Origin of the sequence: Kribbella sindirgiensis, from assembly GCF_004331435.1 — a bacterium.
GTDB lineage: Bacteria > Actinomycetota > Actinomycetes > Propionibacteriales > Kribbellaceae > Kribbella > Kribbella sindirgiensis.
In genome coordinates this window covers 1-22818 of the sequence record NZ_SJKA01000001.1, presented here as the reverse complement: position 1 = coordinate 22818, position 22818 = coordinate 1, and the positions used below count along the sequence as shown (strand labels likewise).

The following is a 22818-nucleotide window of genomic DNA, read 5'->3' as shown; positions in this document are numbered from 1 at the left end:
AATTACATAACAACCGTTACGCAACTGTACACAACAAACGTTCGGTACCATCGGCCCATGCCCGCGAAGACCGATCACGACGCCCGGCGGCGCGACGTGTCCGCCGCGGTCTGGCGCGTCGTCGCCGAGGGCGGGTTCGGTGCGCTCACGCTACGCTCGGTCGCTGCCGAGCTGGGCGCGTCGACGGGTCTCGTGACGCACTACTTCGGATCGAAGCAGCAGCTGATCAGGCACGCCCTGGAGCTCGCCGAAGACCGGACCCGTGCGTCGATCCCGGAAGTGACCGACCTGCGCACGGCTTTGGCGGCAGTGCTGCCGACGACACCGGAAGTGACCGAGATCAGCCGGGTCTGGGTCAGTTCCTGGGACGTCGCTCTCGCCGAACCCGAGCTGCACGCCCTGGAGCGGGCCCGCTACCGCCGCTGGCGGACCCGCCTTCGTCCCCTCGTGATCAAGGCCCAGTCAGTGGGCGACCTGCCGCCCGGCGACCCGGGTGACCTGGCGACCGGTCTGGCCGCGTTCGCGCACGGCTTGGTTGTGCAGGCTCTTTTCGACCCCACGACCTACACACCCAAGCGACAGCTCCGCATCCTGGACACCCACCTGGCCGCCCTGCGCCCCTCAGACTAGGTCGTTCACCGATCGCAAGACCGGTACTGCGATGTCCGCCGGAGCGGCTGCGCCGGTGACGTGGAACGTGTGGCTCTCGCCCGCGGACAGCGTGACGAGGCACGAGTCCACTCGGGCCGCCGCGTCCAACCGGTCCGGGAAGAGCGCCAGGTCCTTCGCCAGCGCGGTCGCTATGACTGTGACGTCGTATCCGTTCTCGGTCGGCGTGACCGTGGCGGTGTAGGCGTCCGCCGCGAGCTGCAGCTGGGTGTCCTCGACGAAGTACGAGTACGCCGTGACGCCGTCGGCGCCGCGCACCTCGAGGTACTCCGCCGCCGGGTTGCCGGCAACCGCAACGGATTCGGGGAGGTCGTTGACGACCGCCGACCGGGCGGCGATCTCGATCGCGAACGTCTCCTGCGCCAGCACGTCGTCGCCGAGCGTCGAGCGCCGCGTGACCGTCACCTCGGTCGACCAGGCCGCGTCGGTGTCGTTGTGTGCGGCAACGACCAGCTGGTCCTCGCGCGGCTGCACGGTCAGCAGCCGGTCGGCGTACACGCGCTTCAACGCGTACCACAACGGCTTCCGGATCCCGTGCCCGTCGACGGCCGCCCATGAGACCACCGGCCAGTTGTCGTTGAGCTGCCAGACGACCGCGCCGGTGTTCAACGGGAACAGGCTGCGGAAGTGCTCGATACCGTAGGCGATCGCCCGCGCCTGGTTCAGCTGCGTGATCCAGTGCCAGTCGTCGATGTCCTTCCAGACCGGGAGGTGCTCGCCCAGTCCGCGCTCCAGCTTGAGGTTACCCTCGAACGCCTTCTGGTGCACCAGCATCTGCTGCCCGTACGGGTCCAACGGCGCGTCGTGCACGACCGACGTCAGCGTCGACCACGCCGGCGGCCCCTGGAACCCGAACTCCGACACGAACCGCGGCTTGTACTTGCGGTACGTCGTGTAGTCCACCTGGTTCCAGACGTCCCAGATGTGCATCGTCCCGTGCCGGTCGTCGTTCGGGTGGATGAACTGGTCGAACGAGTACGGGCTGCCGGCCGAGTACGGCGTCCGCGGGTCGAGCTCGGCGACGATCTTCGGCAGCAGGTCGAGGTAGTACCCGGCGCCCCACGGCCGCCCGGCCAGCGGGACCCGCCAGCCCCACTCGACGTACCCCCAGATGTTCTCGTTGTTGCCGTTCCACACCGCGAGGCTGGCGTGCCGGCTCAGTCGGGTGACGGCCTCGCGCGCCTCCGCCTCGACCTCGCTCCACAGCGGCTCTTCCTCGGAGTACGCCGCGCACGCGAACAGGAAGTCCTGCCAGACCAGGATTCCGAGCTCGTCGCAGATGTCGTAGAAGTCCTCGCTCTCGTAGATCCCGCCGCCCCAGACGCGCAGCAGGTTCATGCCGGAGTCGACCGCGTCCTCGATGCTGGTCCGGTAGGTGTCCGCGTTCAGGCGGGTGACGAACGCGTCGTCGGGGATCCAGTTCGCGCCGCGGACGTAGATCGGCTTGCCGTTCACAGACAGTACGAACGGCGTACCGTCGTTGTCCGGGGCAACGTTCAGGCTGATGTCCCGGAAACCGACCCGGCCGGTCCACGTGTCGTCGGCCAGCGTCACCGTCACGTCGTACAACGGTTGCTCGCCATGCCCGCGTGGCCACCAGAGGTCCACCGCGGGGACCCGGTTGGTGAGGACGGCGGTGTCGGTGCCGGGCTTGACGCTCGTGGACTGTGTTGTCCCGCCGACCTCCGCGGTGACGGTGGCGTACTCGGCGGCGGTGTCGGTCCAGATCAGCGAGACAAAGGTGTTCAGAACGCCGTCGGCGCCGGCGAGCGGGCGGACGGAGTCGATGCGTACGCCGGACCAGGACTCGATCCGGATCGGCCGCCAGATCCCCGCGGTGGCGACGTCCGGTCCCCAGTCCCAGCCGAAGTTCGAGGCCATCTTCCGCAGCTCGTTGTACGGGTGCAGGTTGGTGTGCGGCCAGCTGCCGACCTTCGCCCGCTCCGCCTCGGCGGCCGCCACCGGACCCTCGAACTCGACCACCAGCTCGTTGTCTCCAGCAACCAGTACGCCGGTGACGTCGAACCGGTACGAGCGGTGCTGGTTCGCGGTCCGGCCGAGCTCCTGGCCGTTCACTGAGACCGTCGCGACCGTGTCCAGGCCCTCGGCCACCAACTCCTGCCGCTCGTTGCCATCGGCAACCCAGGAGAACGTTGTCTGGAATTTCCAGCGGGTCCGGCCGATCCAGTGCAACGCCGACTCGTTGTCACCGTCGAACGGGTCCGGGATCTCACCGGCGGCGAGCAGGTCGGTGTGCACCTCGCCCGGCACGGTCGCGGCCACGGCGCGTCCGATCAGGCCGTCGGGCGCCGGACCGTCGACCGCTTGCACGGTCCAGGCGGCACCGCCGTCGGTGGTCAGGTCGAGGGTCTTGAGCGAGGTCACAGTCGGGCTCCAGAGGTGAACCGGTTTAGTAGAACGGCACCGCTCCCGGCGAAACGAGGAGCGGTGAAGGTCAGGCGTCCAGCACGTACCGTCGCCACAGATCGGCGAGGGCACGGTGTCCGGCGGCGGACGGGTGTACGCCGTCGCCGGCGAGCGCCGCCGGCCCGACGGATGCTGCGTGCTTGGTCAGCTCGACATCGAGGGGAACCAGGATCGCGCCGTACTCGACGGCCAGCTTCCGGACCACGTCGAGCTTCGGGTCCAGGTCCTCGCGCCACTCCTCCTGCCCGTCCTTCACCGGCAGCAGGAACGGCTCCATCAGGACCACCGGACACGACAGCGGGTCGAGCAACGACCGGTACGACGCCTCGAAGTCCTCGGGTGTCGTCGGGTCGTCCTCGTCGTACCGCCGCCAGGTGTCGTTGATCCCGATCAGGATCGACACCAGCGCCGGGTTGTGCGCCAGGACGTCGGCGGACCACCGGGCGGCCAGATCGACCGCCCGGTTGCCGCTGATACCGGCGTTCACGATCCGCGGCCGGCGTTCGCCGAGATCGTCGTACAAGTTGCGGACGTAGCCGTCGCCGAGCCCGTCGGGATCGGTCCGGCGGCCGCAGTCGGTCACCGAGTCCCCGGCGAACACCACGGTCCGCCGGGGATCAAGGAGAATGCTCACAGGGTGGCCGCCGTGACGTCCCAGTCGTCGGGCAGGATCGCCGCGACCTCGACCGTGCTCTTCACGTCCACGAATGCGCCGGTGTCGATCGAGTCGGTGATGGAGGCCATCACGTCGACGATGTGGAACGCCAGCGCCCCGGTCGCCCGGTGCGGCCGGTCGGCCCGGATGGCGCGCGCCATCTCGAGGACGCCGGTACCGCGCTGCGCGACCGCCTTCGTCTCGGCGATCGTCTCCCAGTCCTCCGCACCGCGGCGATGGATCTTGATCGCACCGTCGAAACCGTTCGGGTCCGGGACGGCGAGCGTCGCCTCCGAGCCGCTGATCTCGACGAACCCACCCCGCGACAGCGGCGAGTCGAAGCTGAAGATGCTCTGCGATGACTGCCCCGACTCGAACTTCGCGATCGCGCTGACATGCGTCGGCACGGTGACGTCGAAGTCGGTCCCCGCCAGCGGACCGGAGCCGATCGTGCGCTTGTCCTTCGACTTCGAGCCGATCCCCGCGACCGCGGCGACCGGGCCGAAGAGCTGGACCAGCGTGGTCAGGTAGTACGGGCCGATGTCCCACAGCGGACCCGCGCCTTCCTGGAACAGGAACGCCGGGTTCGGGTGCCAGGACTCCGGACCGGGGGACTGCATCAGGGTGAGCGCGGTCAGCGGCGTACCGATGTCGCCGCGCTCGATGATCCGGCGGGACTCCTGCAGACCCGGGCCCAGGATGGTGTCGGGTGCGCAGCCCAGCCGCACGCCCGCGTCCTGTGCCGTCGCCAGCAGTTTCAGGCCGCTCTCCTGGTCGAGCGAGAACGGCTTCTCGCTCCAGACGTGCTTACCGGCGGCCACCGCGGCGAGGGCCACCTCGACGTGCGCGACCGGGATGGTCAGGTTGACCACGATCTCGACGTCCGGGTTGCTCAGCACCGCCTCGGGACCCCCGTGGGTCTCGATGCCGTACTGCTCGGCCTTCTCCTTGGCGGCCTCCGGCCGAAGGTCGCCGATCGCGACGACCTTCAGGTCCGGGAAGCTCTGCATGCTCTTGATGTAGGCGTCGGAGATCACTCCGGCGCCGACCACACCAACACCGACTGCCGTCATTCAGGTGCACCCTCTCCGGTCAGGAACGCGTAGCTGCCCGCGACCGCGTCGAGGATCTCGCCGGTGAAGTCGTCCAGCTCGACCACCCGGAGCGCCTGCGGCGCGGCGGCCAGGATGTCCCGGACCGCGATGGTGCCGTCGCCGACCGCGACCTGCGCCTTGTTGTTCAGCGTGCCGTCGCCGTCCTTGACGTGGATCGCGGTGACCCGGTCGCCGAACTTCTTCAGCAGCGCCGGTACGTCGGCGCCGCCGACCGCGGCCCAGTACGTGTCGACCTCGAGGATCACGTCGTCGGACAGGTTGTCGACCAGAATCTCGAGCGCGTGCACGCCGCCGATCTTCGACTCGAGCTCGAACTGGTGGTTGTGGTAGCCGACCGTGATGCCGTGCGCCGCCGCCTCGACCGCGGCCTTGTTCAGCCCGTCGGCGATGACCTTGATCTCGTCGGCCGACTGCCAGCGCGCCGGGTCGGTGTGCGGGTCGATGACCGTGGTGATGCCGAGCCGCTCGGCGGCGGCGTAGATCGGCGCACTGTCGTCCTTGAGCAGGCCGGCGTGCGTGGTCGGGGCCGAGAGTCCGTGCTTGGGCAGCGCCTCGGCCAGACGGTCCGCGTAGGCGGTGACACCGAAGGGCTCGACCTTGGTGTAGCCGATCTCCGCGATCCGGGCCAGGGTGCCGTCGAAGTCCTCTTCGAGCTTGCCCCGGACCGTGTAGAGCTGGAGGGACAGGTGGTCCTTTGCGACCATGGTTTCTCCTTGTCGGCGGCGCCGTGACCCGCTGCCCTGGGGTGGACGCCGACTGATAAGCCGAACCGGTTAAGTAACGAAGGAAACCGTATCCCAACCGCCCCGGTCCACACCACCCTCCGCCCAACGACTGGGCGGTCACCAAGCCCGAAATCCCCGGTTTTCGCCCGCGGGGCAGAGGTTTGATCAAACGGTCACTTTGTGTGCCCAGGTGATGACAGAGGGTGGAAACGGCGCAACACTGAAGGGTGCTGGATCGACCGTCAGCGATCCGGCCGCCCGTGAGGAGGGTGTCGTCGTGTCTCGTGTGACCATCAAGGAGATCGCCCGGCGTTGTGGGGTCTCCCAAGGAGCGGTGTCGTACGCGCTCAACAACCAGCCCGGGGTGTCGGAGGCGACCCGGGCGCGCGTGCTGAAGGTCGCCGCCGAACTGGAGTGGGTGCCGAACCGGGCCGCGCGGCAACTGTCCGCCGCGCGCAGTGAGACGTTCGGGCTGGTACTCGCCAGATCCGCGCAGACGCTGATCGAGGAGCCGTACTTCATGGGCTTCGTCGGCGGCGTCGAATCGGTCCTGTCGGAGAAGTCGTTCGCGCTCGCCCTGCAGGTCGTCGCCGACCTGGACGAGGAAGTCGCGACGTACCGGAAGTGGGCCGCCGAGCGTCGCGTCGACGGAGTGATCGTCGTCGATCTCCGGGTCGCCGATCCGCGCATCCCGGTACTGCGCAAACTCGGTCTGCCGGCCGTTCTGGTCGGCGATCCCGCGCTCGCGGACGGGATGCCGTGCGTCTGGACGGACGCCACCGCGGCGATGACCGCGGCGCTCGATCATGTGGAGTCGCTCGGGCACCGGGTGATCGCGCGGATCGCCGGTCCGCCCGAGTTCGGCGACGTCTGGATCCGTGACCAGGCGTACGACGTGGCCGCCCGGCGGCTCGCGCTGACAGCGATGGTCCATCACACCGACTTCTCGGCGACACAAGGTGCCGACGCGACCCGCGACGTACTGGCCGCGATCCCGCGGCCGACGGCGATCATCTACGACAACGACCTGATGGCGGTCGCCGGACTGGCCGTCATTCAGGCGCTCGGCCTGCGCATCCCCGACGACATCACGCTGGTCGCCTGGGACGACTCGCCGCTGTGCCGGATCACGCATCCGACCCTCACGGCCCTGAGTCACAACGTGGTCGGCTACGGCGCCGAGGTGATGCACCGCCTGCTGGATGTCCTGGCGGGCGCGCAACCGCAGGCGCACCTGTACTCGACGCCGCTGCTGCTCATTCGGGAGAGCTCTGCCCCGCGGTGACCGTGACGGGGACTCCGTTGACGGCCGCGGTGCCTGCCGTGGGGTCGATGAAGGCCGCGTCGGTGATGTCGTTCGCGCTCGATCCGTCGACACGGTTGGCGATCGTCAGCTGCGTGCCGGGCCGGTTGTGGCCGAAGCCGTGCGGCAGGCTGACCACCCCCGGCATGATGTCGTTGCTGGAGGCAACCTCTACCGCGATCGAGCCGGCCGCGGAGGTGACGGTCACCAGCTGGCCGTCGGCGAGGTCGCGGTCGGCCAGGTCGTGCGGATGCATCAGGAGCTGGTGGCGCGGCTTCCCCTTCACCAGCCGCGCGGAGTTGTGCATCCAGGAGTTGTTGTTCCGCAGGTGCCGGCGGCCGATCAGCAGGAGCTCGTCGACCGCGACGGTGGTCAACGCGTCCAGTCGCGGCAGATCGTCCAGGATCATCCGCTGCGCAAGATCGATCCGCTTCGACTTCTTGTGCAGAGCCCCGGGCAGTGCCGGCTGCAGCGGCCCCAGGTCGATCCCGCCCGGCGAACGCCGCAACTTCCCGACCGACAGCCGATACGGCCCGATCCGCAGCCCCGCGTCCACGATCCGCCGCGGCGACAACCGCAGCCGCACCGTCGTCTCGACCCGGCGCCGGCTCCACGGAGTACGTCGTACCAAGGCGAGCCCGAGATCGCGGAAGATCTCCCAGTCGTGCCGCGCCGATGCGGGTTTCGGGAGTACGGCGTCGTTCCAGCGCGCCGTGTTCCGCACCGCCAGTTGATGGAACACGATGTCGTAGTGGTCCCGCTCCAGGGGCGGCGCGGGCGGCAGGATCACGTCGGCGTGCCGCGTCGTCTCGTTGATGTACGGATCCACCGCGACCATGAAGTCCAGTGACCCGAGCGCCTCGTCCAGCCGCCGTCCGTCCGGTGTCGACAGCACCGGGTTCCCGGCGACCGTGACCATCGCGCGGATCTGGCCCTCGCCCGGCGTCAGGATCTCCTCGGCCATCGTCGACACCGGCAGCTCACCGCCGAACTCCGGCAACCCGCGCACCCGGCTCTTCCAGACGCCGACATGCCCGCGTCCGAGCCCGAGCAACGGGTTCACGGCCGGCCGCGGGAACATCGTCCCGCCGGGCCGGTCGAGGTTTCCGGTGATGATGTTCAGCACCTGGATCGCCCACTGGCAGATCGCGCCGAACTGCTGCGTCGACACCCCGACCCGCCCGTAACAGGCCGCCCGCTCGGCCGCGCCGAATTCCTGGGCGATCCGCCGGATCACGTCCGCCGGGATGCCGGTGACGCCCGCGGCCCGTTCCGGCGTCCACGCCTCGACCGCAGCCTCCACGGCCTCGAACCCGTCGACGTACGCCGCCGGCCGCGCGAAGCCCTGCGTGATCACCTCGTGGATGACCGCGAGCAGAAACGCCGCGTCCGTGCCCGGACGGACGAAATGGTGCTCGTCGGAAACCGCTGCAGTCTCGGTCCGGCGGGGATCGACGACGACCAGCTTTCCGCCGCGTTTCCGCAACTCCTTCAACCGTTTTCCGAACCCGGGCGCGGTCATCATGCTCCCGTTCGACGCCAACGGGTTCGCCCCGAGCATCAACAGGTACGACGTCCGGTCGATATCCGGTATCGCGACCATCAACTGGTGCCCGTACAGCAGGTACGACGCGAGCATGTGCGGCAACTGGTCGATCGACGTCGCGCTGAACCGGTTCCGGGTCCGCAACTGCCGGACCATCGTCGGCAGGTGGGTGAGCGCGCCGAGACTGTGCACGTTCGGGTTCCCCAGGTACACGCCGACCGCGTTCCGCCCGTGCTCGCGCTGGATCCCGGTGAGCTTGCCGACGACGAGCTCGTACGCCGCGTCCCAGCCGATCTCCTGCCAGCCGTCCGGCGTCCGGCGTACCGGTGTGGTCAACCGGTCGGGATCCTCCTGGAGATCGCGCAGCGCGACCGCCTTCGGGCAGATGTGACCGCGCGACAGCGGGTCGGACTCGTCACCGCGGATGTCGGTGACGCGCCCGTCCTCGACGGTCACCAGGACACCGCAGATCGCTTCACAGAGATTGCAGGACGTCCGCCGTACGGTCATCCACTCAAACTACCCTCGGGTAGCGCGGGCCGCATCAGTCGAAGCGTGCCTCGTCGAGACGCCCGAGGATCGCGTCCACGGTCTCGCCGACCGACAGATCGGAGTTGTCCAGCCACAAGCCGCGCCGCGGACTGAACGCGTGCAGTTCGTAGTCGAGCTCGTCGACCAGATGATGCGCGCCGCCGAGCCGGGTCGAGATGACCTCCGGCCGCGGCGTCAGGACGACGAGGTAGCGCGGCCGGGTCTGGATGCCGTCCAGGAATTCGCGCAGCAGTTCACCGATCACCACGTCCTGCAGCACCACCGTGAAACCGGCGTTCGCGTACTCGTCGGCGGCCTTGCAGGCCAGCCGGTAGCGCAACTGCAACTGCCGTTGCGCCTCGAGTACGTCGTCGGCCATCGAGGCCTGACCGCTGACGATCATTCGCCGGAAAACGTCCCCCCGAAGATGCACGCCGTACTGGAATCTCTCGGCGAGCATTTGGGACACCGACGACTTCCCCGCCGCCATGATTCCACTGACGACGATCACCCCCTCGGACTCCATGCGGTGATCGTGCCACGTGCCGCGAGGTTTTAGTCCGGTCTCGGCGATTCTTCTCCGAAAACCCCAGGTTTGTCAGGGGTTTTCGGCCATCAGCGACTCCAGATGGTGGCGCATCAACTGCCGCAGTCGCGACGGCGTGGTGCGCGCGGGCTGGATCGCCGCGTGCAGTGCGAGGCCGTCGAGTACGGCGTGCAGCAGGTCGACCTCGCGGCGCAGATCGAGACCCTGCCTCAGGACGCCCGCATCGGCGAGTGAGCGGAGCAGTGACTCGCAGAGTTGACGCAGTCCGTTGTGGACCGTGTCGAGGTGCTCCTGCAGGGCGCCGGCGTCGGATTCGGCACGGGCCTGCGCGGTGAACGCCAGCCAGACGTCGAACTCGGCTCGGCGCTCGGCGTCCAAGGGAAGGACCTCGTCGAGGTAGCGCAGCACGATGGTCTGCACGCTGCCTTTGTGCTCGATCTTGCTGATCCGCTCGGTCACCCGGCGCGACACCAGGTCCATCGCGAAGCTGAGCAGCCCGTCCTGGTCGGGGAAGTAGTAACGCACCGCGCCCGCCGACCAGCCCGCCTCGGCGGCGACGGTACGGACCGAGGCCGCGCGGATCCCGTCCCGGCGTACCACCCGCCAGAGCGCCTCGGCGATCTCCTCGCGGCGGGTGGCGTGGTCGACGATCTTCGGCACCCGTCCTTTTTAGCACATCTGTGTTAGTCTCGTTTACAACACAGTCGTACTGAAAACATTCTCGGGAGGGGAACGCTGTGCTGATCGCTGTGATCGCCGCGTGTGAGATCGGATTCTGGGTCCTGCTCGCCGCCGGCATGGTGACGCGCTACCTGCTGCGGCAGCCGAAGGCCGGTCTCGTACTGCTGGCCGGCGTACCGCTGGTCGACGTCGTGATGCTGGTCGCGAGCGTCCTGGACATCCATCGCGGGGGCGAGCCTGCGTTCAAGCACTCGCTGGCCGCGATCTTCATCGGCGTCAGTGTCGGGTTCGGGCACCAGACGCTGAAGTGGGCGGACGGCTGGGCCGCGCACTACATGGGAGGTGCGCCGCGTCCGGTGAAGCCGCCGAAGAAGGGGCCGGAGCGTGCCCGCCGCGAACGTGCGGGCTGGTTCCGGCACCTGCTCGCGTACGCCGTCGGTGTCGGCATCATGGTCGGCCTCGGCCTGCTCTCCGGCCGCGGGTACGACGCGGCGCTCGGGCCGGCGTGGACCTGGACCATCGTGCTGGTGATCGACGCGATCGTCTCGTTCAGCTACTCGTTCGAGGGCGCCGAGCCGGAGGCGCGGGAGAAGCAGTCGGTCTGATCTCCCCACGCGCGCGGCGTGGTCGTCGTACATTGCGATTATGACGATGACGGGGCGTATCTGGACGTGGCTGACCGTTGCGGTGGTCGTCGCGGGAATCGGGATTCAGTTGCCGCTGTCGGCGCAGAACGAGGAGGGCTTCTTCTCCACCGCGCCCGAACGCTTCTTCAACGTGTTCGCGTACTTCACGATCCAGTCGAACCTGCTGCTCGGCGGTACGGCGCTCGTGCTCGCGCTGTGGCCGGGCCGTTCGCACGGTGAGCTGTTCAAGACGCTGCGGCTGAACGGCGTGCTGTGCATCGCGGTGACCGGGATCGTCTACCACACGGCGCTGGCAGGGCTGGACGACCTGAGCGGCTGGGCGTGGGTGGCGAACCTCCTGCTGCACACCATTGCCCCGGTCGTCGGCGTACTCGGCTGGCTGCTGTTCGGACCGCGGGACCAGACCGACTGGCGGATCGTCGGGTGGTCGATCGTGTTCCCGTTGCTGTGGCTCGCGTTCACCCTGATCCGCGGGGCGTTCGTGCACTTCTATCCGTACCCGTTCGTGAACGTCGACGACCACGGGTACGGGCGGGTGCTACTGAACTGTCTGCTGGTGGCGGTACTGTTCCTGGCTCTGGCGGCGGGGGCGACCACCCTCGATCGCCGCCTGCGCCGGAAGACAACCGTCGAAAGGTAGACCCGTGCTGGTGACCTCGCGCTCGTACGCCGAGTACGAAGCGATGTTCGACCTGAAGGAACTCCCCGACTCCGTACTCGACTGCTGCGCGGGCGGCGCCGGCTTCACCGCCGAGGCTGCGGCCCGTGGCGTCGACGCGATCGCCGTCGATCCGGCGTACGAGCTGGATCATCCCGAACTCGTCGACAGCGTCCGGCGCAGCCTGCCGGCGACGTCGGGGATCATCGGCGAACACGAAGGGAGCTTCGTCTGGCACTGGTACGGGTCGCCGGAGCGCAAGGACCAGTACCGGATCGAGGCGGCCGACCGGTTCCTGCAGGACGTCGCGGCCGCGCCGGAGCGGTACGTCGCCGCGGGACTGCCGGACCTGCCGTTCGGTGATCGGCGGTTCGAGCTGGTGCTGTGCTCGCACCTGCTGTTCACCTGGTCCGACAAGTACGACCGCGACTGGCACGAGGCCGCGCTGCGGGAGCTGATCCGCGTCAGCAACGCCGAGGTGCGGATCTTCCCGCTGGTGCTGCAGGGGGCCGGCGAGTCGATCCCCTGGCTGCCGGAGCTGCTGGACTCGCTCGAGGGCGTGACCTCTGAGATCCGCAAGGTGCCCTACGAGTTCCAGGTCGGCGCCGACGAGATGCTGGTCATCACCCGCACTTAGGTCCTGTCTGGTGGTGCTTCCCAACCCATCGCGCTCACGGATGAGTTGCGCACTAACCCGTCACGATGGGCGGGAAGCGTCCAGGGGGGTGCCGGGCAGGTGGCGGGAGGACGGTCTACCACCGACCCGCCCGGCTGCCGGGTCAGCGGAGGTACTTGCCGCAGACGGGCCACGGAGAGGCGCCGCGCTGCGCGTAGAGCTTCTTCGCGCGCATCAGCTGCTCGGCCGCGGAGGCCTTCGCCGGGTTGCCGGAACCGCCGACGCTGCGCCAGGTCTGCAGGTCGAACTGGAACAGCCCGTAGTAGCCGGCCGGGTTCACCGCGCGCGGGTTGCCGCTGGACTCGCAGTTCGCGACCTTGGCCCAGGCGCCGCTCAGGTTGGCCTTGCCGGTCGACGGGCGGTCCTCGGAACGGCTGGTCCGGGCCTTGCGCTCGGTCTTCTCGGACTTCTTCGCCTCGGACTTCTTGGTGACCTTCTTCGGCGCCGGGGTGGCGGCCTTCTTCACGCCGTCCAGCGAGAGGGTCTGCCCGATCAGGATGAGATTCGGGTCCTTCAGGTTGTTGATCCGGGCCAGTTCGTGCCAGTCGGCGCCGTTGGCCTGGGCGATCTCGGAGAGGGTGTCACCGGCCTTGACCTGGTAGTCGGTCGCGAACGCCGCACCGGCGCCTGCTGCGGTGATGCCGGCTCCCAGACCGGCGATGGAGAGGGTTCGGGCCACCCGGCGAGTGCTTCGCCGGGCGCGCGCATGTCGGGCCTTGGACATCTGAAATGCGCTCCTTGTGAGCTTGGGCATGGTGGGACGCACCAGGCCCCCCGTGCAGGGGAGGGGCACTCGGACAGGTCACAGGACGGCGTCCGAACGGTCACGCCCCGGTAACGGCGCGACCTGAGTCATCCTGTGCGAGGTTCGGCGGAAACGCAACCCCCGATTCCGATCTGCCCCGAACTTTTTCCATGGTCTGACATTCCGAAACCCCAACAACAGAACGGTTTCCGGGCCCGACACGCCGATGACCGAAGCGCGGAACCGATCGGTTTGCCACCGCCCGAAATGCGCGTGCCGCGACCATGTCGACGGCGCTTCCCGTGTCGTCCGGACGGTTCGCTCGTTATCGAGACACGGGTGCCGCCGGCCGTCGATCGGGGGCGGCTTCCGGTGGATGAGGCGACGGATTGTGATGGGGGCAGAAGCGGTGATCCGAGTGGCTCTCGGCCATCGCGGCACGTTGGTGCGTGGTGCACTGGCCGCGGTGCTGGCAAGGGAGAACGACCTGGACGTGGTGGCCGAGCTGGACCGCTCGGAGGACGTCCTCCAGGTGGCCGGGCGGCGTCCGGACGTGTTCCTGCTCGACCCGCAGCTCCCCGGCCGGATCCGGATCGAGGAGCTCTGCCGCAAACTCGCCGGACGGGGCGTGCTGGTGCTGATCGACCACGAGGCGATCGCGGCGACCAGCCTGGCACTGGTGAAGCAGGCGCCGCGGATCGGGTTGATCGCCACCGACGCGACCACGGACCTCCTTGTGCAGGCGGTGCGCGATGTCGCGAAGGGGCTGCCCGTGGTCGACGTACGACTCGCTGTGGCGGCGTTGAAGGCCGGTGACAACCCGCTGACCGATCGTGAGTGCGAGGTACTGCGGCACGTCACCACCGGCGCGACGGCTCAGGAGGTCGCCCGCACGCTCAGCCTCAGCGCGGGCACCGTGCGGAACTACCTGTCCCGGATCCTCGCCAAGACCGGATCCCGCAGCCGCATCGAGGCCATCCGGAAGGCCCAGGACGCGGGCTGGATCTAGGCGTACATCTAGGTCCAGCTGCCGTGGAGATCGCGGTACAGGCGGGACGTCCGCATCAGGCCGGCGTGGCTGCCGAGGGTGGCCTGGTTGCCGTCGAGGACCAGGATTCGTTTGGCGCGCAGGGCCGAGCTGATCCGGTGCGCGATCACGATCAGCGTGCCGGGGCGCCTGGCGAACGCTTCCTCCGCCTGGCGTTCGGCCTCGGGGTCGAGGAAACAGGTCGCTTCGTCGAGGACGACGAGCGGAGCGGGGGACAGGTACGCGCGGACCAGCGCGATCAGTTGCTTCTCGCCGGCTGACAGTGCGCTCGGCCGGACCTCGGCGTCCAGGCCGCCGATGCGTTCGACGAGCTGGTCCGCGCCGACGGTCTTGACGGCGAGCTCGAGCTGATGATCTGTTGCGTCAGGCAACAAATACCTGAGGTTGTCGCGCGCGGTCCCGGTGAAGACGTACGCCTCCTGCGGGATCAGCACGCGCGTCCCGGCCAGCCGCTCCGTGGCCACCTCCGTCGGCGCTGCGCCGCCCAGCAGGATCTGACCGCCGGTCGGCATCAGCATGCCGCAGACCAGACCGGCCAGCGTCGACTTGCCGATGCCGCTCGGGCCGACGACGGCGAGGTGTTCACCTTCGGGGATCGTCAGGTCGAGTTTGTCGAGTACCGGCTCCGCCTTCGGGCCGTACGCGAACGTCAACCCACGCAGCCGGACCTGGTAGCCGTTCAGTTCGGCGACCGGTCGGGACTCTTCGGCCGGCGTCGAGGTGTCGAGGATCCGGCCGAGCGTGATCACGTACCGCAGGCCGCTGTCCCCCAGAGCGTTCATCACCGTGTTCAGCGCCGGTTGCAGGCCGATCAGGACGTACGTGAGCCCGCCGAGCAGCGTGCCCGTGCTGACTCCCCGCCCGATCAGCCACGGCCCCGCCGCGAGCAGGATCAGCAACGGAAGCCAGCCGCCGACCGCGAAACACAACGTCCGCAGCGCCGAGACCTTCGCCAGCGCGCGCTCCGCCGCCGCGTGTGCCTCGATCGGCTGGCCGGCCAACCACTCGGCGTACTCCTCGGTCCCGGCCGCGGAGATGTCGCGCACCCCGCCGAACACCATGCCGGCCGACGCCGCGAGCTCCTCGTCCGCGGTCAGTGACGCGCGCACCCGGTCGGCCGCCATCCCGAGGACCGCGAGCGACAGCACGAACCCCAGCAAGAACGGCGGTACGACGAACGCGGCGACGAGCGGAGCGAGTGACAACAACCCGGTCAGTACGCCGAACAGCGTGACCGCGAAACTGCGCAGTACAAGGACCAGGCCCGCGAACGTATCGCGGACGATCTCCACCTGCCGGTTCAGCCGCGCGACCGCCCCGTCGTCCCCGGATCGGAGCGCGCCGCCGACAACCCGGCGTACCAGATCGTCCCGCAACGGCTCGACCAACTCACCGAGCCGCCCATACACCTGCCGCGCGCCGGCCGCCCCCAGGCAAGCCGTCGCGACCAGCCCGCCCAGCCAGGCGATTCCTCGCCACGCATGCCCGTCGAGAAAACTGTCCGTCGCCCGCGCCACCGCGATCCCGTACACCGCCGTCGGCAGGATCTCCGGAACCGACCACCCGATCAACTTGACCGAGGCCCGCTTCCGCAACGCAGCAGCGCCGTACGACAGCTCTCTTCTCATCCGAACACGGCTCGGTACGACGTGTTGTGCCAGAGGTCGGCGTGGGGGGCGATGGCTTGGACCTGGCCGTGGTCGAGCCAGAGGACGAGGTCCGCGCGCGCGGCGGTGGCCGGCCGGTGGGTGACGATCAGGCGGGTGCGGTGATGCCGGTCCTCGGTGAGCGTGCGGCTGATCTGGCGTTCGGTCGCGGTGTCCAGGCTCGACGTCGCGTCGTCGAGGACCAGGAGGCGGCCTGCCGACCAGGCGCGGGCGAGGCCGAGGCGTTGCCGTTCGCCGCCCGACATCGGTGCCTTGCGCAACGAAGTGAAGTAGCCGTCGGGCAGGCGGCTGACGAAATCGTGCGCGTGCGTGGCGCGGGCGGCGGCGAGGGTACGGATCGGGCTGACCGCGTGCGGGTCGATCGCCTCGCCGACTGTCCGTCCGACCAGTTGCGGGCGCTCGAACGCGCACCCGACCGCGCTGCGCAGCGCGCGCCGGCTGACAGCCTGCAGCGGTACGCCGTCGAGCGAGACCTGACCCGTCGACGGGTCTCGCAGCCGCGCGGCGACCGCCGCGAGGACCGACTTGCCGGCACCGCTCGGCCCGACGACCGCGATCGTGATCCCACCCGGGAGGTCCAGATTTACGTTGTCGAGCAGGACGTTCCCGTCGGCGACCACGCTGACCCCGTCGAACGTGAGCTGCCCGGGACCGGCCGGCAGGGTCAAGGTGCCGTGCGCGACGGGCTCGACCGCGATCACCTCGGCGGATCGTTGGACGCCGGCCTTGGCGCGGGCGAGCTCGCCGAGGACACCGGTCAGGTTGCCGAGCCCTGCGCCGAGCACGGCGTACTGCGAAGCGGCGAACAGCTCGCCCGCGGTGATGTTGCCAGCCACGAGTTGCAGCCCGCCGACGGCTAGGACGGCGACCAGAACGAGCGGGCCGACGACCGCGGCCTGTGCGCCGGAGCGAGCCAGGATCCGCCAGGTGACGACGCCGTTGCGGTGCAGTTCGGGGAGCAGGCCGAGGATGCGGCGCTCCTCACGTTCCGTCGTACCGGCGGCCGTGATGGTGCGGATGCCGGTGAGCGACTCGGACAGGAGAGCGGCGATGCGGCCCTGGGTCTCCTGGTAGGCGAGGCTGACATCGGCGGTCCGCTTCGCGAAGGTCCAGAGGACCAGGATCACGAGCAGCACGCCGCCGAAGAACGCGGCGGCCAGCCAGGGGTCGATCACCGCCAGCAGGACGAGGCTGCCGAGTGGTGGGGCGATGGCGGCGATCGCGGTCACCAAGGCCGGTCCGGCCTGAGCAGCGTCGGTGGCGTTGGCCGAGACGCGGGTGACGAGGTCGCCGGTCTCGAAGTCGCGCGTGCCGCCGGGGCCGCCGCGGACGACGTGCCGGACCAGCCGATGGCGCAGCCAGGCAGTGGTCTCGGCGACACAGGCCGCGCCGGCGAACGCGTCCACGATGCTCGCCGCGATGCCGAGCCCGATGAGCGCGGCCGCGACGACCAGCCAGCGCGTGTAGCCGGTGCCGGCCACGATCGAGTCGACCGACCGGCCGAGGACCGTCGGCAGTGCGAGCGTGACGGCGCTTCCGATCAGCGCGTTGACCCCGATCACCGGCAACCACCCGCGCCCATGCTTCGCGACCTCTCCGAAGCTGATCATGAGTCCAGGCCCGTCTGGTGGGCGACGAACGCGAGGATGTCGGCGGCCAGGTTGACGCCGCCGGTCGTATGTCCGGCGTCCGGCTCGAACCGCAGCAGCACCGGCCGGGTGCTCGCCGTCGCGTGCTGCAGCGCCGCGCACAGCTTCCTTGCGTGCAGCGGATCGACGCGGGTGTCGTTGCCGAACGCCGTCAGCAGTACGGCCGGGTACTTCACGCCGTCGGCGACGCGGTGGTACGGCGAGTAGGACAGGAGGTTCTTGAAGTCGTCGGGGTCCTGCGCTGTGCCGTACTCCGCGGTCCAGCGTTCGCCGAGGCCTGACAGCTCGTAGCGGACCATGTCCGTCAGCGGCGCGGAGCAGACAGCGGCTGCGAACAGCTCCGGGCGTTGGGTGAGTGCGGCCGCGGTGAGGAGACCACCGTTCGACTCACCACAGATGGCGAGCTGGTCGGCAGTGGTCCAGCCTTCGGCGATCAGGTGCTCGGCGGCGGCGAGGAAGTCGTCGACGGTCTCCTGCTTGCTGTGGCGAGTGCGGAGGGTGGCAGTGACGAATGAGCCACCTGCCTCGACCCAGGCCAGCGCGAACGCGGAGTACGTCGGAGTGAGCTCCTGCCCGAACCCGCCGTACCCGTAGAGGATCGTTGGGCGCGGCCCCGGTTTTCCGATGACCCGCAGCTCGACACCGGAGCTGGTTGTCAGCTGGTGTGTATCAGAGGGCTCTGCGTGGCGGAGCGGGGTCTGTACCTTGCCTGCGTCGTAGCAGCAGACCGTCGGCGGCGTGACGCTGTCGGTGTAGGTGAACCAAGCGCGCTGACCGTGCCCCGAGAGCGAGCCGACAGACCCGTGACCGGGCAGCTCGAGTGTCCGGAGCAGGCGGCCGGTCAGCCGGTCGTGGACGGTGATCTCGGTGGCCGTGCTGACGAGGACCACGTCGTCGAGGACGGCCAGGCCGGTCAGTGGTGCCGTCGGCCGGATGTAGTCGTGCCAGACGGTCGGCTCGGTCGGGTCGCCGACGCAGATCCGGCCGGTGGGCGCGTCCTGCGTCGTGACGACGTACAAACGGCCGTCCGGACCGACCGACATGATCGTGGTCGCCTCCTGCGGGAGGTGCCTCGGCAGCGCGTCCGTCGTCAGGTCGGCGAGCCATACATCGGTCGTCGTGCAGATCGTCAGCCAGCGACCGTCCGCGCTGATCTCCAGCCCGTACGACGCCTCGCCGGCCAGGACCGTGGCGTCGTCGGGGTCGCCCAGGCGGTGGCGGCGTACCTGACGGAAGCGCACGTAGTAGAAGGTGTCGTTGTCCGGGAGCCAGGCCACGGGGGAGTACCGGCAGCCGTCGATCGGGCCGTCGATGACTTGACCGCTCGAGATGTCGAGGACGCTCAGTGCGGAGCGCTCGTCGCCGCCGCGGGAGAGTTGGTACGCCAGCTTGGTGCCGTCCGGAGAGGGCTGCCAGGCGTCGAGCGTGGTCAGACCGCTCGGGTCGAGTTGCTTCGGGTCGAGCAGCGGTGTCTCGTCGACGTACAGCACGGCATACTGCTGACCGGTCTCGCGGCGCAGGGTGAAGCAGCGGCCACCGCGCCAGACAGGCGTGGACACGCTGCTGACGTCGGACAGCTGCCGGACGCGGCTCTTCCAGCGGAACCGGCTGGTCAGCGACGCGGCGTACGTCAGCCACAGGTCGTCCTGGTCCCTCAGCCAGCGCTCGGACGCCAACGGGTCCTCGAGCCAGCGGTACGGGTCCGCGACGGTACAACCGTGCACCTGCTCCACGAGCGTCAGACGCTCGGCGCATGGATACGACTGCACGGAGACAATCACCTCACTCTCTCGAGGTGCTGTCTGGTAGTCCAGCGCCTACTGCGGGGCACTCGGCACGGCACCTCGCCGCACGGGACCGAAGGCCACGATGCTCCGCATCGAGACCTTCGCCCCCGCGCGCCGATGCACCGCACCGAGCACCTCCTCGCTACGGCGCTGGACTACCAGACAGCACCTTGTCCACCAACACAACGAGCCCGCGGGCTCGGGGCTACCGGTTCGGAGACAGGTCGGCCCTGGGCGGGAATCCCACCCAGGGCCTCACTACCTGACATACAGGTGCCGTATCAGTGGCAGAGCAGCAGGCTCAGGTTGCTCGGGGTCTGCGAAGCGCAGCCCAGCACGGTCAGCGTGGAGCCGCCGTGGTGGTGGCCGCCGTGGCCGTAACCCGGGGTCTCCAGACCCTGAAGGTCGAGAAGTGCCATGTTTTACACCTCCTTCGGTGCAGATCGTCGGGATGAAGACTCGGACCACTGGGGAGGTCCGAGGAACGGGAGGGACACCGGCGCGTCGTGCAGCGCCGTTCCCAGAGCCAGCAGGACGCCGGCCGATCCGGTGGCCAGGTCCATCGAGAGACGGAGCAGCTGGTTGCCCGGGTACGCGAGGCCGCCCTCGAACGGCATCGCGTGCCAGCCGAGGCCGTGCACCAGGTCGTCGACCTGGTCGTCAAGGGCGGCTGCAGTGAGAAGAATGCCGGCGCGACCCATGAACAGCCCGGGCTGTACGTAGTAGGAGCAGTGTGTGACCCGCTTGAGCTCTTGCAGCGTGAGGGCGAGCTCTTCGGACGGGCGGTGCCGCAGGTAGCGCTCGAGGACGAGCGCGACGCCGGCCGAGCCCTCTTCGAGGTACGGCAGGGTCCGCCAGCCCTGGTTGACCTGGCGCATCCCGTCCTCGGTGAGCACGGTGCGCTTGAGGTCCTGCCGGATCGCGATCTCCGCAAGGTCGAGCAGACCGGTGTCGCCGAGCTGCTCGAACGCGTTGAGGAACAGCAGTGCCGGACCGGAGGCGCCGTACATCAGACCGGCGCGCGCATGCTGGCCGCCACTGATCTCTGGTACGTCCTGATCGAGTCGATCTGCGACCAGGTCGAGGACCCGGACCGCCTTCGCGCGGAGCGTCGGCTCGGTGTCGAAGTGCAGGAGGCTCAGGCCGATGCCGGCCAGACCGGAGTGCAGCCCGAGCTCGCGGGAGCTCCAGTCGTCGGCGAGAGTGCGGTCGACCAGGTCAAGTGCGTCCTGCCGGTGACCGAGCTCGTCGAGGACGTGCGCGACGCCGTGCAGACCGTCGTACAGGCCAGGGCCGGCAGCAGCGTCGAGAGCTCGCTTCCGCAGCCAGTCCTCGTACGCCGGGAAGCGTCCGGCGCCGGTCTTGGCGAGCGCGTAGAGAACGCCGGCCGCGCCCGTGGCGAGGTCGATGCCGCCGCCGTCGCGGAACTGCGCGATGTCGCCGGGGAACAGGCGGTCGGTGCGCTCCGGAGTCGCGCTCGCCACGATCGCTTTGGTGAGCGCGTCGCGTACCGCGGTCCACTCGGCCTGACCGGGTAGCGCCAGGTCGGCCAGCACATTGCTCTCGTTGGAGCCGACGATCGTGCGGACCGCTTCGTCGAGCTGGGCGCGCGGCACCAGGAACGTCTCGGCGATCATGTCGGCGAGCTGGAACGCCTTGCCGGGATGCAGATTCAGCAGGATCGTCGCCTGCGGCGCGTACATTCCGAGCGCGATACAGGCGAGCGCGTACCGGTCGATGTCGACGCCCTGCCGGTCCTGAGGAGCCGCGTACCCGGGATGGGCGAGTGTCGAACGGGCGTGCTCCTCGGCCCTGGTCGCGACCTCGAAGTCGATCAGCGTCAGCTTGCCGTTCACGTCGAGCAGCAGGTTGTCCGGATGCAGGTCGCAGAACACCACGCCGCGCTCGTGCAGCTGACCGACGGCCTCGCCGACCTTGGCGATCATCGCGGTCGCCCACTCGGCGTACGACGCCTTGTCGGCCTCGGTCGCGTCCGGATGCGTCAGCGGATAACGCCGTACCAGCTCGCGCTGGAGCGACACCGAGTCGATGTGCTCCTGCACGAGGAAGTGGTGGTCACCCAGCTGCAGATAGTCGTGGGTCGCCGGTACGGCGTCCAGGCCGTCCAGCTGCTCGAGGATGTCGCGCTCGTGGGAGATCCTCGCGACCGCGTCCCGCCCCGCCATGTCGAGACCGGCGTGCGGGCGACCCTCCTTGAGTACGACGCGGTCGCCGGTCTCGTTGTGGTGGCCGAGGTACACGCCGCCGCCGTTGGAGAACTGGATGACGCCGTCGATCGTGTACGCGAGGTCGTTGGTGGTGACGGCGTTGCGTGCGTCGAGGTGCGGCCGCAGGAAGTCCGGGAGCTGGATCCAGGGCGGCAGGACGAAGGTCGGCCCGCGGTGGTCCGGGACCAGATTGCCCTGGGCGTCCTCGATCGCCAGGACGCGCTCGCCGGTCGGAGACAGGCAGTACCTGCTGACGAAGGCGCCGTACCGGACGAACAGCGGACCCTCGGCGTAGCGCAGATCGCTCAGGATATAAGGGCCTTCGACGCCTTGGAGGACTTCGTCGAGCTCCTTGAGCACGAGCTCGAGCTGCGTGTCGTCGGTCGGGTAGATCGTCACCAGTTTGCCGCTCGACCCGCGGGGAGCGGCCTTCGAGTTCGTCATCACCAGGACGGCCTCGTTGCGCAGGAACTTGAACGCGATGCCACGCGGGACGCAGTACTCCCACACGGCCTCGAGCGTCCGCTCGACGTCCTGGAGCCGGGCCGAGACGTGGATCTTCCAGCCCTGCTGGGGAAGCCGGAGGACGTCGGGCGCGTAGTGCATCCACTGCTCGCCCGGCACGTGCTGCCAGCCGCTCGGCACCGGCCGCTGCGTGATCGCGAAATCCGGATGCTGCGCGCCGCGGTTGGCCGGCGTCTCGTAGAACCGCCGATCCGCAAGGCAGTAGAACTCGTAACTCTCGTGCATGACTGTCCGACCCCCCTTTCCTGGTGCGTCGCCACATCTTGGGCGCCGCGACCGGGGTCGGCGTAGTGCACGATGTCATCACTCTCGTGTGAAGAACCCACATACTACGAGTGAGTAAGTAAACACTCTTCGTTACCGAATCGCGCATCCTGAGCGTGAATCATCTCGTGACAACATGTCAATCCACCGCAACAACATCACAGCCCGTAACTTCCATCGGCATGCGTCGTACCACCAACTCGGCTCGATCGGACAGCGGTGCCGCACGCGCTTGTCTCACGGACCTGTGGACACCCTCCGGGGCCGTGCGACAGGTTCTGGTGGGCTCGGACCGGGTATTCGCTGTCCGCTGCCCCCGGTGGGTGTCTCTTCCCCCGCCAACCGACCAACCACACTCACCTGCAGACGCAGTCCCCGAAGCTGCATCTCGACAGTACGTATACGTCTACTACCCGCCACCACGCACCGTGCCGCAGGCCGGATCGCCCGACAGTGGACGTATACGTACTGTCGAGGCGACCGCGACGAACAGTCCCGCCGGCGGCCAGGCCGATGGGTGCCGATGCTCTCCCTGTCGAACCGCCCCGCACCCTCCACCCCGTGGCTGCTCTGGCTCCCCAAACCAGTTCGGGGAGCCCGCGGCCCCGGGAAGTCGTACCCCTGTTACACATCAGAAGCTCTTGTCTGCTTCGCCGACTCCTCGGGGGTGGGAAGATGGGGTGGGCCGCTCGGTAAGCCGGTTTGACTGTGATGCCGCGAGAGCT

The 22818-nt window shown here is 68.9% G+C and carries 19 protein-coding genes; 6 read left to right on the top strand and 13 right to left on the bottom strand.

Annotation, left to right across the window (positions count from 1 at the left end):
- The first annotated feature begins 57 nt into the window (after positions 1-57).
- Positions 58-630, top strand: coding sequence for a TetR/AcrR family transcriptional regulator (locus E0H50_RS00095; RefSeq protein WP_131283450.1), 573 nt, complete (start codon positions 58-60; stop codon positions 628-630).
- On the opposite strand, the gene E0H50_RS00090 is transcribed toward E0H50_RS00095, so the two are convergent.
- The 4 genes from E0H50_RS00090 to E0H50_RS00075 all read right to left on the bottom strand — a co-directional run bounded on the left by E0H50_RS00090 (position 622) and on the right by E0H50_RS00075 (position 5570).
- Positions 622-3054, bottom strand: coding sequence for a glycoside hydrolase family 2 protein (locus E0H50_RS00090; protein ID WP_131283448.1), 2433 nt, complete (start codon positions 3052-3054; stop codon positions 622-624). The two genes, E0H50_RS00095 and E0H50_RS00090, sit on opposite strands and share 9 nt — an antisense overlap.
- 70 nt (positions 3055-3124) lie before the next feature.
- Positions 3125-3730, bottom strand: a complete 606-nt coding sequence (locus E0H50_RS00085; RefSeq protein ID WP_238150681.1) for an SGNH/GDSL hydrolase family protein — start codon at positions 3728-3730, stop codon at positions 3125-3127.
- Entirely contained in the window at positions 3727-4824 is a 1098-nt protein-coding gene (locus E0H50_RS00080; protein ID WP_131283446.1) for a Gfo/Idh/MocA family protein, read from the bottom strand. The genes E0H50_RS00085 and E0H50_RS00080 overlap by 4 nt, the downstream gene beginning before the upstream one ends.
- Positions 4821-5570, bottom strand: a complete 750-nt coding sequence (locus E0H50_RS00075; protein WP_131283444.1) for a sugar phosphate isomerase/epimerase family protein — start codon at positions 5568-5570, stop codon at positions 4821-4823. Before E0H50_RS00075 ends, E0H50_RS00080 begins: the two co-directional genes overlap by 4 nt.
- A gap of 298 nt (positions 5571-5868) precedes the next feature.
- On the opposite strand from E0H50_RS00075, the gene E0H50_RS00070 reads away from it, so the two are divergent.
- Positions 5869-6876: a LacI family DNA-binding transcriptional regulator gene (locus E0H50_RS00070; RefSeq protein WP_131283442.1), complete on the top strand. Its 1008-nt coding sequence runs from the start codon at positions 5869-5871 to the stop codon at positions 6874-6876.
- On the opposite strand, the gene E0H50_RS00065 is transcribed toward E0H50_RS00070, so the two are convergent.
- The 3 genes from E0H50_RS00065 to E0H50_RS00055 all read right to left on the bottom strand — a co-directional run bounded on the left by E0H50_RS00065 (position 6848) and on the right by E0H50_RS00055 (position 10178).
- Positions 6848-8950: a molybdopterin-dependent oxidoreductase gene (locus tag E0H50_RS00065; RefSeq protein ID WP_131283440.1), complete on the bottom strand. Its 2103-nt coding sequence runs from the start codon at positions 8948-8950 to the stop codon at positions 6848-6850. The genes E0H50_RS00070 and E0H50_RS00065 overlap by 29 nt on opposite strands.
- 34 nt (positions 8951-8984) lie before the next feature.
- Complete coding sequence (locus E0H50_RS00060) at positions 8985-9497, bottom strand: AAA family ATPase (RefSeq protein WP_131283438.1); 513 nt, start codon at positions 9495-9497, stop codon at positions 8985-8987.
- A 72-nt stretch (positions 9498-9569) separates the two neighbouring features.
- Complete coding sequence (locus E0H50_RS00055) at positions 9570-10178, bottom strand: TetR/AcrR family transcriptional regulator (protein WP_131283436.1); 609 nt, start codon at positions 10176-10178, stop codon at positions 9570-9572.
- A gap of 77 nt (positions 10179-10255) precedes the next feature.
- Here E0H50_RS00055 and E0H50_RS00050 point away from each other — a divergent pair, with 77 nt between their 5' ends.
- From E0H50_RS00050 to E0H50_RS00040, 3 genes are read left to right on the top strand one after another with little or no spacing between them, the layout of a single operon-like run.
- Complete coding sequence (locus tag E0H50_RS00050) at positions 10256-10804, top strand: 2TM domain-containing protein (protein WP_131283434.1); 549 nt, start codon at positions 10256-10258, stop codon at positions 10802-10804.
- A 40-nt stretch (positions 10805-10844) separates the two neighbouring features.
- Positions 10845-11486: a Pr6Pr family membrane protein gene (locus tag E0H50_RS00045; RefSeq protein ID WP_131283432.1), complete on the top strand. Its 642-nt coding sequence runs from the start codon at positions 10845-10847 to the stop codon at positions 11484-11486.
- Between the two features lie 4 nt (positions 11487-11490).
- The gene (locus E0H50_RS00040) at positions 11491-12141 is read left to right on the top strand and encodes a class I SAM-dependent methyltransferase (RefSeq protein WP_131283430.1); all 651 of its coding nucleotides are present in this window, start codon (positions 11491-11493) and stop codon (positions 12139-12141) included.
- Positions 12142-12283: 142 nt separating this feature from the next.
- On the opposite strand, the gene E0H50_RS00035 is transcribed toward E0H50_RS00040, so the two are convergent.
- A complete protein-coding gene (locus E0H50_RS00035) occupies positions 12284-12904 on the bottom strand; it encodes a transglycosylase family protein (protein WP_131283428.1) in 621 nt (206 codons plus the stop codon).
- A 430-nt stretch (positions 12905-13334) separates the two neighbouring features.
- Here E0H50_RS00035 and E0H50_RS00030 point away from each other — a divergent pair, with 430 nt between their 5' ends.
- Entirely contained in the window at positions 13335-13934 is a 600-nt protein-coding gene (locus tag E0H50_RS00030) for a response regulator transcription factor (RefSeq protein ID WP_238150680.1), read from the top strand.
- A gap of 8 nt (positions 13935-13942) precedes the next feature.
- Here the strand turns inward: E0H50_RS00030 and E0H50_RS00025 are convergent, their stop codons facing one another.
- The 5 genes from E0H50_RS00025 to lanKC all read right to left on the bottom strand — a co-directional run bounded on the left by E0H50_RS00025 (position 13943) and on the right by lanKC (position 22054).
- A complete protein-coding gene (locus E0H50_RS00025; protein WP_131283426.1) occupies positions 13943-15601 on the bottom strand; it encodes an ABC transporter ATP-binding protein in 1659 nt (552 codons plus the stop codon).
- Positions 15598-17250: an ABC transporter ATP-binding protein gene (locus E0H50_RS00020; RefSeq protein ID WP_131283424.1), complete on the bottom strand. Its 1653-nt coding sequence runs from the start codon at positions 17248-17250 to the stop codon at positions 15598-15600. Before E0H50_RS00020 ends, E0H50_RS00025 begins: the two co-directional genes overlap by 4 nt.
- Entirely contained in the window at positions 17247-19058 is a 1812-nt protein-coding gene (locus tag E0H50_RS00015) for a prolyl oligopeptidase family serine peptidase (protein WP_238150679.1), read from the bottom strand. Before E0H50_RS00015 ends, E0H50_RS00020 begins: the two co-directional genes overlap by 4 nt.
- 299 nt (positions 19059-19357) lie before the next feature.
- A complete protein-coding gene (locus tag E0H50_RS00010; RefSeq protein WP_130387812.1) occupies positions 19358-19495 on the bottom strand; it encodes a SapB/AmfS family lanthipeptide in 138 nt (45 codons plus the stop codon).
- 3 nt (positions 19496-19498) lie between these two features.
- Complete coding sequence (lanKC, locus tag E0H50_RS00005; RefSeq protein WP_131283422.1) at positions 19499-22054, bottom strand: class III lanthionine synthetase LanKC; 2556 nt, start codon at positions 22052-22054, stop codon at positions 19499-19501.
- Positions 22055-22818: the final 764 nt, after the last annotated feature.